Annotated in this window: 3 protein-coding genes; all 3 read right to left on the bottom strand. The window is 64.0% G+C overall.

Annotated elements, in window-relative coordinates; translation table 11 throughout:
• Window positions 1-11: 11 nt before the first annotated feature.
• Window positions 12-12,044, bottom strand: a complete 12,033-nt coding sequence (locus BJI69_RS20620; protein WP_046969335.1) for a filamentous haemagglutinin family protein — start codon at window positions 12,042-12,044, stop codon at window positions 12-14.
• Window positions 12,041-12,490, bottom strand: coding sequence for a hypothetical protein (locus BJI69_RS20625; protein ID WP_125903149.1), 450 nt, complete (start codon window positions 12,488-12,490; stop codon window positions 12,041-12,043). Before BJI69_RS20625 ends, BJI69_RS20620 begins: the two co-directional genes overlap by 4 nt.
• Before the next feature lie 129 nt (window positions 12,491-12,619).
• Window positions 12,620-13,246, bottom strand: a complete 627-nt coding sequence (locus tag BJI69_RS20630) for a hypothetical protein (protein WP_046969333.1) — start codon at window positions 13,244-13,246, stop codon at window positions 12,620-12,622.
• Window positions 13,247-13,253: the final 7 nt, after the last annotated feature.

Below are 13,253 nucleotides of genomic sequence, written 5' to 3' on the forward strand. Positions count from 1 at the left end.
GAAAACATTCATCACTGCGCCATGCGTGCACGCTCCGCCGCCGTCAGACCATCGCCCGCCTTCCCTGCGCGCCGAACGACTTGTACCGGGCTCGAAGCATCGTAGACATTGTCGCGCGGCGTATCGACACTCGCGCTCGGGTTGTCGCCCATGACCTGTACCGAGATGATCGACGGTTGACGGTCGCGTGCGTCCGATTGCTGCTGACGGGCGACATCTTCCGCCGCCTTGGTCGCCGCACTCGCCGCCGAGCTGGCAGCATTAAGTGCGCCGACATTCACACCCTGCACTACCGGAAGGCCTACCGAATCACCCTTCACCTGGACGTTGTCCGCATTGGCCACGTGCGCTGCGGCGACGACGAGATTGCCCGACACACGAATGCCCGCATCGCCAGCGTCGACGGTGCCGCGCGGTGCCATCAGGTAGACCGAGCCCTCCGGCGCATCGGGGACGGTCTGCAACGTAGCGATACCCGCGCCGCTGACCTGGCCTGCCGGGTTCTCGAAGCACCAGGCATCCAGCGTGCACAAATAGCTTACCGGCGGGATTTCGCTCGTGGTCTTGGCGCCCTTGCCCGCATTGATGTCACCGTTCGAACTCCAGATGGTGACGTCGCCACCCTGCTCGGTAAAGATGCGGCTCTGCGCGAGCAGGGTGCTGCCATCGGTGAACATGGAGATCCCACCTTTCTGCAGCGTCAGGATGCCCTGCGTATTCGGGCCATCCAGCAGGTTCCCGCCGAAGTCGGTGGCAGGAGGCGGCGCCGAGGTACCGCCGAGAAGCGCCTCACCGCCGGGACCGAGGATGGAGATGTCGCCTCCGTGCTGTGTCTGTATCGTGCTGCCGCGAAGATCGAGATCGCCCGTGGATACGCGCTGCTCGGCACCGTTACTTCCGCCGCCCAGCCCATTGGCCGTGTAACCAAGAGAAGCCGGGAACAAGGCATTGATTGCCGCATAGCCCCGCGCATACTGACCCTTGAAGGGGCTCGTGTCGTCGTTGTAATCCTTACCGACCTGGGCAAGGATTCCGAACAGCGCTTTCTGCGTGTAGATCGCCTTCGCTTCATCGGGGAGCTCCTGGAAGCGTGCCCACGCCTGCGCCACGGAGTACGTCGGCTTGACGTCGTCCACGGCCAGGCCGGTATCGACCACCAGGCCCGCATCGTAATCTTCGACGAAAGCGACCAGCGAGGCGGAACCATCATCCAGGCCGGGGGGCTTGACCGCCGACGGATCGACATAAGCCTTGATGAAGGCGACCTGGTCGATGCCGGGGCCAACACCGAACGATGCATAGATCGATGCACCGTCGGAACTCAGGAACGGATTCAGGCTGTTACCCGAGGAATCGATGCCTGTGAGAATCGAAGGCGTTCCATTCTGGATCAGTACCTTGTAGAGGCTGCGAACGCTGGAATCGAGTGAGTAATACTCGGTCTGCGACGCCAGGCGCCCCAGGTCACGTCCTGCTTCTATCGACAGCACGCCCGAGCCGCCCTGGACGATGACCGGCAGGATCGACCAGGGAACGTCGACGCCGCCTGCGCTGAACCTCGACCCCGTCAGCGGCGTGTCATAGATATCGCGCCCCGCTCGGATCACCGAGATATCGGAGCCATGAACCTGCTGCCCCACATAGGCCAGATCGACGATGTCCCTGCCCGCCTCGATCTGGGCGACCTTCGATGGCATCAGGTAGACGCCGCCCACACCACCGCCGCTGCCGTTGACGATATCGCCATCCAGGGCGTAAACCCGGACAGGATCGTTGTCGTCGGCGTGCCACGGCGTAGACGCATGCAGAAATTGCTGATCCGCCAGCTCGTTCGAGAGCGAATCGGCCAGATAGCCGCGCGTTCGTGCATTTGCGGCGGGTGAACTGGCGTCCGTCGTCAAGGGATCGAGGTAGAGCGGCGAAGGCAGCGACGAAAGCGGTGCGTCGATCAAGCCCCAGACGTAGCGACTGTTCGGATTTGCCGTGATCGGCATATCGAAGTGGACCGAGTCCTGGGCCAACAAGCTGAGGTTTCCGTTGCTCGATGGGAACAGCTCGCCGGCAGACTTGAGGTTCAGATCGCCGTTGGCTGCGATCAGGCTCACCGTAGCGGGCAAAATGTCACCCGCCGTCGCGACGACGCTGTCGATCGACAACCCGGGGGCGAAGAGCCCCAACGGCGATGCGAGATCGCCGTAGGTCAGGTCCCCGGCGAAGGCGGTCACGTCGACACGGGATGCCGACGAGTACGACTGGCCATCCGCGTGCCCCACAGGGATCAACGCGTTGATCCCGGCGTAGTCCACCCAGGAAGGGTTGAATATCCCACCGAGCGACACGGAACCGTTCGCATCCACTTCCACCTGGGCATCCTGCATCGCGATCAAGGTGGACACAGGCATCGTCGCCTGTGTTCGCGTTGGCGTCAGATAGGTCGCCGAGAAATCCGACCCGATCGAACCGTCCGCGTGGATCACGCCATCGCCCTTGGCAACGAAGTAGCTGCCGCTGAGAATGTCGCCGCCGGCGTTCACGGAAAGGTCGCCGCCACCGATCGTCCGCAACGAGCGTGCACCTGAGGCATCCGTCGCGATCATCCACGTCGTCGGCAACGATACCGAAAGCTCGCGGATATCCCCGCCGGCCTGGATGCTGACGTTGCCACCCACACTCATCACGCCCTGGTCGAACGCACCGAAATTGATCGACGAGCGATCCTCGGTGTTGCCCGTCTGCATCCATTGCCACCAATACTGCGCCGTGGGCGTTCCTGCTGTGCCGGTCAGATCGCCCGTCGTGTCAGTCGTGTTCTGAAGGCCGAGAATGTCGCCCTTGGCGTTCAAGGACACATGACCGCCCTGATCGGGGTTCACAGGGCCTGTCACGACGAGTTCCGGCGTCGCCGAGGTGACGAGCGCGTTGACTCTGGAAGGCTGCAGAATCTGTACCGATGTATCGGCCGTGGTGCCTTCGGCGGGCGCACCAGCCGTGTAGATGGCTGCCGGGGCGCGATCATCCGTCCAGCGGATATCGCCGGCAGCCGCGATGTCGATATCACCCGTACCCGTGCGGATCAGGGTCGGTGCCGCGATGACCCTGCCCGTCGCGGTGTCGGTGTAGTCGGTGTGACCTCCGAGGACGACGTCCCCCGTCGAGCCACCCATCAGGGCCAGCGGATCCACGGAGAGTGTGTCAGCGCCGGCGACGAAGCGATACGAGCTGCTGTTGCCACCGACAAGCGTGGCGCTCAGGAGAGGCAAGGGATTACGCGCGCCAGCCTGGGGCGAGGGACTGTTATCCACCGGTGGATTGCGATCGATCGCGTCGAGCGTCGTCGGCGGCGGAGCCAGCGCCTGCATCACATCCGGCACGGAAAGCGTGTCGGAGAAGTCGGTCAACGCGATCGACTTGTTCAGATAGTCCGGATACGCCGCGAGATAGGGCACGTATTCGTTGATATTGGTCGGCTTGGTCAGCGGCGCAGGCGCATCCGGTACCGAAACCACAAAGCCGAAGCCCAGTCCGTAGGTAATCGCTTCTACCGGACGGAACCCCGGGGCGCCGGGCAGAGGCGACAGCAGGTAGTTGGAATACGCCACGTACTCCGAGTAGTAGTCGTGAATGGCCTGCGAGTCGCCGCTGAAATCCGTGGGAGGACTGAAAAGGTCGGGAAAACCATCCACCCCGTTTCCGGTATCCAGGAGGGCCTGCCAGCCCGCACTCGCCTCTTCATACGTCGTATCCGGCGGCGCACCGCCCACCGATCCACCCGCATTGCCTACCTGATAGAAGCCATCGGTCACACTGGCTCTCACATCCAGGTCGTGATCCGCCCGCAGCGTCAAGACGGGCGCTTCGACGCCGGGACCGTATCGGAACACCTGATGGACGACGCCATTGGCGTCCTGCGTGCCTGCACCCAGGTTCCAGTTGGTGAGCACCGAAATGTCACCGCCATTGACGGTCGTTCCGCTGTTGCGCAGTTCAATCCCGGGGCGCACGTGCAGGTTGGACACTCCCGCAAGGCCGGGATCGAGAGCGATGCCCGGCTGCTGTACGAAGCGCATCAAGGTACCGGCACCCTGGCTCTCATCGCCGTTCACGTAGCCGTAGAACGTGGCATGGTCCGTATTCGTTCCGGTGGGCGTGAACCGGTAACGGGACAGGTAATCCGCGACCTGGGCATCGTTGCTACGGTCCGGGTCGGCAATCGCATTGCCGGCGTCATCCGTGAACGAGCCGGCGACGAGCGTCGGCTTCCCGGTCACGGCGTCATACTGGAACCAGCCCGCCGCATCGATCGATCCATCGAAATGCTTCGTGAGGTCCGTCGACGCATCCTGCGCATCCCACACCGCATAAGCTTCCAGCGTCGTCGACGACGTACGTGACAGATCGATCCCTGCCGCGATGCTTACCGGCACATTGCCATCGGCAAGCAGAGGCGCGCGAAGGTACAGCGTACCGTCGCCGAGGTCGCCGTCCTGCACCAGCGTCGCCTGCGAACCCAGGCGGATATGACCGGCATCCGCCGCCTGAATCTCTTCGTAGCCATAGGTGGCATTGAGCTGACCATCGGCCACACCGGACGTGCCAAGCGTGATGTCGCCACCGTGATGGCCCGCGCTGGATGCACTCGTATCCAGGCGTCCATCGATATCGACACCCTTCGCACCGAAGATATCGATCGTACCGCCGAAGCTGCCGGAGGCATCCACCGTGCCCGCGATGTTCACGTCGCCGCCGTCCGCCGTCAGGTGGACCAGGTGTGAGTGCAACGTATCGCCCGCGGCAAGACCCAGATCGCCCTGGCGCGTATGCACCGTCACCGAGCCGTCGAAGCCACCTGCCCCGGCGCGTCCCGAGAGGTCACTGAGGTCGAATGCGCCCAGCGTGTCGACGGAAAGCACACCACCAAGATAACCATCCGCCGCCTTTCCAAGTAGCTGACCGGAAAGTGTCGCCACACCACGGTCGGCAGCCAGGTCGAACGTGCCCGCATTGCCGCCATCGGCAGCGCCGCTCACGTCGACTGTGGCGCCCTGGGCCAGGGTGACATTGCCGCGGTCGGCGTGCAGCTGCACGGTGCCACCTGGTACATGGACCGCTGTATCGTTGAAGGGCAACGACAGCCCCGACACATCGATCGTCGCTCCGTCGGCGATCGAGACATCTCCCGACGTCGCATGCAGCACGAACTTGCCGCCCTGGGAGACGAGGTCGGTACCGATGTCCAGCGACCCGGCCTCGAGATCGAGCTTGCCGCCGGCATTTGCGCTGCCGGCCGACGCCTGTCCGCCTCGTGCAAGCTGCATGGCGCCCGTGGTGAGCAGATGGTTGTCCGCGCCGTTGTCGGCGCGGACTTGCGGTGCGGTCACCTTGAGATCGGCGCCGCCAAGATCGAACGTTCCTGTTCCCGAGGCAAAGAGACCGGACGAGGCATTCACGTCGACGTGACCCAGTCCACTCGCAGCGATGTCACCGTTGCCCAGATGAACGGCCCCCGCCTTGACAGCAAGGGAACCTGTGCCGGCAGCCGGGCCGGTCGAGGTTGCCCCCGTATCGTTGGCGAACGTCACCGACGCTGCGGAAAGCGAGGCACTGCCACCGTCGCTGATCAGCGTCGGTGTGCTGAGGATGAGATCGTTCGATGCCGCCAGCGATGCATCGCCAAGCAGATCGATGGACTGACGCCCACGGAGCGTGGTCGAGTCGCTATTGGCGAGCTGTGCGAGAACTCGCGGACCGATGAGCAAGGTGCCCGCGTCCGCCTGGGCGTCCGTATCGCTGCCACCCAGGGCGATATGGCCAGCCGTCACATCGATAGCTTTTGCATGCAGGGTTGCATCCGCTGCGAGCTGGGTATGGCCCGTCGCATCCATGCTGAGCGAGTTGGCCGCGTCGATGACGGCACCCGCGCCGATCGTAAGGTCGCCGCCCGGTGTGCCAGTGGCGCCATCGATGCCGGTGATGTCGTTACGCACGATGGCGGATGGATCCAGACCCGAAACGCGCAGCAGGGCACCGTCGCCGTTGATCGCCGGCGACGAGGCAGTGGCATCCTGACCGATCAGCAGCGGCGACGATGCGGCATCGTTGCTGGCCGTGGCGCGAAGGACGCTTCCGTCGCCCAGGGTGACACCACCGTTGCCACTCGCGGCAAGGATGATCTCGGTGCCCTGTAGCGGATGCGCCGCGTCGTTCGAGAGCACGACCTGATCCGCGATGACATCGACGACATCACCCTGCGCCGTACTGTCACGCTTACCACCGATCAACAGACTACCCGCGCCCAATTGGGTGAGTTCGTCGGCCGAGATATGCAGGTAGCCGTCGAGAGCTGTCTCGTTGCCGCCGAGGATCTGAATGGCGTCGCCGGCGATGTCGACCTGCGAGCCGCGACCGCCGGCCGCCGGCGCGGCGTCGAGGGTCGCCCCCAGTGTCAGCGCCTTGGAGGCCGCGATGGTCAGGCGCCCGGCGTCGGCGCCTAGGCGCGGCGCGACCTCACCGTTGCGGGCGGCCTGGTCGGCAAAGAACGTATCGGCCGAGGTCGTCGTGTACTCCGAATACTGGCCCCAGGTCTGCGCCGACTGCAGCATGAAGGCACTGGAACGCGCATCCCGCGCCCCCGTCAAGGTGTCGGTGAAATAACCGCCGACGACTTGCGTTCCGTCGGGTGCGGTGGAAACGCGGCCAACGACGGGATCCTTTACGCCTGCGTCCTGCACAAGACGGAAGGCCCCCGGCAACGTCGCATAGCGAGCCGGCAGCAGCGTATACACACCGTCGGGCAATCCGGGTACGCCACTCAGGTAAACGCCTTGGCCAACTTCCGGGCCGGCACCAGCACCCTTCTCCAACGACGCGTCGTGTGCGGACAGCGGCGCGTGGTAGCCAGGGACGATCGCGTAGATGGCGCGCCCATCCGCGTACTGCGGCACCTGAGTGCCGGTGGCGGAGTTACTGAAGTCGGTATTGTATTGCGACAGCACATCGCGTGAGCCACCTGTACCCGGCACCCACTCCACTGCCTGGACGTGGCCACCACCGGAAAGGTCGACCTTCGCGCCGGCGTCGATGGATACGTTGTCACCGGCGATCGACACCGACTTTTCCGGCGGCTTGTCGATGATGTTCGTGCCGGTGTCACTCGCGCTCTCGAAGTGCCAATCCTTGCCATCTTCCGTGGTTCCATAAGGCACCACCGCACCATCGAGCGATACCGAAGTGATACTTCCGGGGGCAAGGTGTACATCCTTCGCAGCCGCAAGCGGCATCGACGCGGAAAGGCCAAGTACGCTCAGGGTCGCTGCCGGATCGTCGGTGCCGAGCGCGATGGCACCGGAAGGCACCCAGATCGTCCCTTCCTGCAGGATGTGATCCGCGCCGACGGCCAGGCTGCCGCCGGCAGAGAGCGGGGTCGTCGTGTCGGTAGCGCCTGCCTGATGGAAGGCGACCGTGGTATCCGATGCAGGATTGCTCGCATCGATGAGAAAACGGTAACCCGTCGTCGGATACACGCGTGTCGCCGTGAAGTCGAGGTTACCGGTAGTGAACAGCCAGCCGGTCTGCTGGAACAGTGGCTCGTCACCCGACAAATAGAAACGCAGGTCGCCCGTCGACCGGAACGATGCGTTGCCGAAGCCGGAAAGGTTAACGTGTCCCCCGATATCGATGAAGTCGGCATTCACGTCCAGCGAGCCGCTGCCACTCGATGCGCCAGCGACATTGGGAATGTAGGTACCTTCGATCGACACGTAGGGCGCCGAAAGCGTGACGTGTCCGCCGACCGCTACCGTGCCGCCGAATGTCGCCGTTCGATCGCCCGCGCCGATGGAAGCAACGTGGTCGCTGTCGATCTGGATGCTGCGTCCCACGTGCAGGTCGACATCGCCAGCGAAGACGACGTCGGTTTCTTTTCCGTTCGTGCCGATCTCGAGGTCGTCGATGCCTGAGCCGCTCAAGCGATCGGCCGAGAATCGCAGGTCGCCGTTATCGCCCTGCCCCAACATGGGGCCGTAAGGATCGCCTCCGACAGGTGCTCGCCAACCACTCTGCGCGATGATGATCTGGGGCGTTCCGAGCCTTGTAATAGCGTTAGGGTCGGCGACGATCGTCAGCCCTCCGCCCTGAGAGTCGCCGACGCCGCCCCATGCGTCGATCCTGCCGTCGAAGAACAGGCGCGTCGCCTGCAGCGTGAGCTTGCCACCGTTGCTCCAGACGGGCGACGGCGCGTAGGACGTTCCACCCAGGCCGATCCGCCGGCCGTCGGTCGGCAGATCGAACGTGTCATTGGTACCGTTGATCAGGACCTGAGCGCCTTGTTCCGCGACGACCTCACCCGACGAGGAGAGCACGACGCTGCCGCCATCGAGCACGGTGCCGGTTCTACTCATCGCCGCCAGCCCGCCCTTGCCCGGCAAGGCGCCCGCGCCGGGGTCGATCAACGACACGCCGCTCGCATCGATAACGGCATCCGCGCCGAGCCAAAGCGAGCGGTCGACGATGCTCTCGCCGATCCCCGAACCAACCGCCGTGTTGGTCAGCGTGATGTTGCCGCCGTGTGCCACAAGTGAGCCGTCGACCACGATATGACCGCTGCTCGACAGAGCAAGGGTGTTGCCGGATCCGACATCCAGACGTGCCCCTTCGCCGATATCGACCGTACCGGTGACGCCGGTCAACGCCGCGGAGGGAACCGCCGCGTTCCGGACCCAGGTCTGGTAGATACCGGCCTGGATCGACAGCCCGTCGGTGTTTCGCCGATGGGTATAGCGTTGAAACGCGCCGACATCGCCCGTGGTGATCGCCACCGCTGCGTCAGGCCGGCCCAGCAAGCCCGTCGTACTTGCCAGACTCAACAAGTCCTGCTGGTCGGCAAGCATGTAGCGTGGCCTCAGGGTGAGGTCGACCCCCGGCCCGACCGAGGCGTCGGTGTCCGCGATAAGGCTATAGCTCGAGAAGCCGAGCGACTCGATCCAGGTGGGATCGAGATAAAGCAGGGCAAGCTTATCCTTCGCTTTTTCCAAGCCGCCGACCTGGATGGCGGGGGCGTGAAGGGTAAGCGTACCGCCGCCAGAAAATCCTTCCGCGACGATCGAACCATCCAGGTGAATCGCTCCGCCGAGCAGATCGTTCGGCGTGGCGCCGCTGCCACTATAAGTAAAGAACCCCGACGCAACGTGCGTCTGCAACGTGACGTCGCCACCGCGGCCGACGGGAAGGTCGCCATTCATGGCGAGGTGGCCATCGGCCGCCACGTACCCTCCCCCGGATACGTCGATCAGGCTTCCCTGATCGAGGTAGATGTTTGCCGTATCGTCCGCTAGCCCCCGTGGAATAAAGCCCGCCCAGGAAGTAAGCGAAACACTGCCGCCGTCGATCCACGCATCGCCTTCGATGTCATCGGCGGTGCGTCCGGCATCGTTAGTCCACCGCCCGCTAGTGTCGAGGACGCCCTTCGAGCCGACGCGCAAAAACGCCTGCGCGAGTGTGTCCGACGGCGCGTTGGCGCCCGTCGGAATCGAGATCAGGTTGATCGCGCCGCCATGTGTGACGATCTTCCCCTCGACATCCACCCCGTAAGCCGTTATGTCGACCTCTCCTCCATCGGCCAGGTTGAGGTCAGTGTCATCGCGAACGAGTACCGTACCGCCCGTCGTCAGGCGAAGCTTGCGGAAGCCACCGTTCTCGATCATCGCGGTAGACAACGTTCGCCATCTCAGCGGATTGTTCGGATCGTCCGGATTCCCTCCGGGGACAGGGAACGCGGAGTCCTCATTGAAATCCGGGACGTACGATTCGATGGGCGTGCGGTCTGTCTGGATGACGTAGTTGATGACCGCAGTCTTAGCGATAGCGGACGTCGGCGAAGCGATGGATGTATCCAACAAGATGACGTCTAGCGCGCCACCCAATGGCAGGTTTCCGCTGCGCACCTGCTCCCTGCCTGCGTAGGCATGGGCGTCGAGATCACCGTCGATCACCACGTCCTGGCCTCCCTTCGGCTGGAAGGTCAGCGTCCCCGCATCGCCACCCTTGATGAACCCCGGATCGAACCTGCCCATGTTCGCCAGCAGCGGACTGGTCGTGAACGTCTCGGTGACGCCCCAACGTGCGTGGTTTGCGGTAAAGACACCGGCAAAGCCCGTGTAATCGACATTGGGATCCGCCGAGGCGATGTCGTACATCAGCCCATTCGCCCCCTGCAGGCGAGGCGTCTGGATGTAACCCGGCAGATAGTTCAGGAAGCCACCTTCAAGCCGGAGCTGGGCGCCGGTGCGGACGATCGCACCGCCGTTGAAGGTGATATTCCCCGCATTGATCATCAGCTGGTCGACGGTACGCGGCATGTTTGCCACGTAGCCCGCTACATTGAGGATCGGACTACCTACCCAGTCGAGGCCATCCGCGCGCGTTCCGGACTGTGTGCTGTCTACGGCAACGTTCTTCGCCGTATACAAGGGACTGTTCCGCAGCAGCGGCGAATCGGCCAGCTCGTTCAGACCGATACGCGGGACGATGACCAGCAACGCCGACATGGGAAGCACGACGTTCGCAAGGCCGGACACATCGATGATCGAGCCTCCGGCAAGATAGGCATTGCCATTAAACGTGACATTGCCGGCAGGTACTTCCATCAGGGAACCTGCCTCCATCACCGCCGAAGGCGTATTGACCTTGACGCTACTGGAGGTGAACGCATTGTCCGCATCCTGGCTGGACGACGTCGTCTCGCCATCCTTCTCCGGCAGTACGGTCGTGACCGACCCCGTACCGAAGGTGATCTTCCCCCCTTGGGTATTTGCGGGATCGAATACCAGACTGCCCGGGTGGCTGAGGCTTGTGGACGCGACCACGACGCCGTCCTGGCGGGCGTCATCGGCCAGCCAGTGGATCGAGCCTCTACGGGCCTGGATCAGGCCCGTGTTCTCGATACTGCCCGTGGGCGGGGTGAAACTGGGAAAGCCGCTGTAGAGCGCGACGTTGAGGTTACCCGTGGCTCCCGTGACCGCGACGATGCCAGGCGCTGCCGACAGAATGACCTGTGCATCGTCGGCGACGACCTGACCGGCCTGTGCAATCGTCGGTGCCGACAGGAGTACGAAGCCGTCCTTCGTGCCGGAAATCGATGCGCCTTTCTCGACGACGACGGAGCCGCGCGTCGACTCCGCGTAGTTCTCGACCGAACCACTGGTAAGGAACGCAGTGACGTTTCCGTCATTCGAGAGGATATGCTCGGGATCCTGCGTCGCCCCGATGCCGTACTTCATGAAGAACGCATTGCTCTTCGTCACATCTCTGGTGAACAGATCCAGCGAACTGGCGATCAGCGAATGCGTATTGACCTGCGCCCCACCCCCAAAGATCATGCCATTTCGGTTGAGCAGGTAAACCGTACCTTCCGCCTTGATCTGCCCCAGGATCGTGCTCGGATTCCCGGAGGGATCGTTGATCCGGTTCAGCGCAATCCACTGGTTGCTGCCGTCCGTCTGCGTACCGCCCGTCTGATCGAAATGCACCGTGGTGTGACGACCGACGTTGAACGACTCCCAGGTCATGATCGCCTTGGAGGCGTTCTGCTTGATCTCGACCGTGGTCTGACCGTTGGCGACCGACTGCGTCGGCGCATTGGCGTTCTGCCACAAGGTCGGATCGCTGAGGACGTTGCGGTCGACTTTAAGCCCACCCGCGGCGATGCCGTCCGGTACGTTCGACGCCAGCTGCTGCGCCGCCTTCTGTGCGCTGTTCTGCGCGGCCATCTGCGCGGCGACCGCCTGTGCGGCGGCGTCGAGATTCGCGATCGACTGCTGCACGCGTTGCTGCAACATCACGTTGCCGGGCGTGAACACGTTGCCGCCGTTGTTGCCCGCACCGTTACCGGGCGTGGGCGTCGTCGGCTGCGTGGCACCCGCCTGCTTGGCGGCCAGCCAGGCCTGACTGAAGGGGGGCGGCGTCGCGGCATGGGCCGCGCCACCGAACAGCGCCATGGCGATGAACTGGCACAGGGTGTTGCGGCGGAAGATCGGGCGCGGCTTGTTCATGAGAAATCACCAGTCATCGATGCCACTTCATCATTGAGTTCGGGTAATGCGGCGAGCTCCCTGAGCTCGTCGTCGCACAGTTCGCGCAGTACCGCGCGGATCGCCAGGCGGCGTCCGTCGTGGAGCCACGCGTTGAGCACGCTGGTGATCGCGCGAATCGTCGGCAGCGTCGTTTGTTCCTGTCCAGCCTTGCGATGTTTCAGCCGGTCGTCGACCGCGTAGCGCACGCGACCACCGAGAAAAGCTGACGACTCGCCGAGCAACTGCTCGAGCGTTTCGCGTGAGCAACGATCCAACAGTGCCTCGGCCAGCTTGTTCTGCCGCGCCGCATACAACTGGCGCAGCATCTCGGCCAGCGCGTGCAGACAGCTCATGCCGCCCACCCGTGCGTCGACTTCGGCGCGCGCACGCGATGCGCGCGGCCGCGGAGCGCGGTATTCGGGCAAGCTGGTCGAATCATGGTCGGGATACATGCACTGCCTCGCTGACCTGATGCGCAAAAGAGAGACGTCCTTGTCCGTTGCGATGTCCTAAGCATTCCTTTGCGCCCCGCCGCCGGGCTGACGGGTCCTGGTTCATTTCGTGGCGGAAACCTGACCGGCACGGGGATCGAAGCGCTGGTCGTAAAGCTTGTCGCCGAACGACTGCGCTGCGTTTTCGAGCTTCACCCGCGACTTCGCCGCGAACGGCTGGCGTGAGCTGACGATGTCCGTCGTGTCGATGTTTTCGTAGGCCGTGATCACCTCCTGCCCTACCCGGTACATCTGCACGTTGCGCGCGGTGCAGGCATCCACCTGGGCGTGCGACACGTCGAGCTCCTTGGCCAGGCGTGAACGTTCGGCCTCTGCCGTACGCAAGGCCACACCAGCGGACTCCGCGTCGGACTTGCCACGCTGCAGGCTGGCCTCGGCGGCCTCGCGGCGCTGGCGTTCGGCGGCCAGCTCACGCGTGGTCTCCGGCGACACCGCCGGAGACGCCTTGGACGAGGCTCGAGCGGTCTCGGCTTCCTGCTTCGCCGCGTCGCGTTCTTTTTCCAGCGCCGCCTTCTCGGCAGCCCAGGTGGACTGCTGCGTCTGGAGTTCCTGCAACTGCGTGCGCGTTTCGCGCAGCTGGTCGCGCATGCGGCTTTCCAGGCTGGCGGTTTGTGCCTGCGCCGCCGGGAAGACGGCGAGCAGGACCAGCGCGATGAGGGTGCGTTTCATATCGCCT

The organism is Luteibacter rhizovicinus DSM 16549 (assembly GCF_001887595.1).
Classification (GTDB): Bacteria; Pseudomonadota; Gammaproteobacteria; order Xanthomonadales; family Rhodanobacteraceae; genus Luteibacter; species Luteibacter rhizovicinus.

Bases quoted from the DNA above. Each gene is read 5' to 3' on its own strand.
- BJI69_RS20620 (WP_046969335.1), bottom strand. From the start codon at position 12,044: ATGAACAAGCCGCGCCCGATCTTCCGCCGCAACACCCTGTGCCAGTTC.
- BJI69_RS20630 (WP_046969333.1), bottom strand. From the start codon at position 13,246: ATGAAACGCACCCTCATCGCGCTGGTCCTGCTCGCCGTCTTCCCGGCG.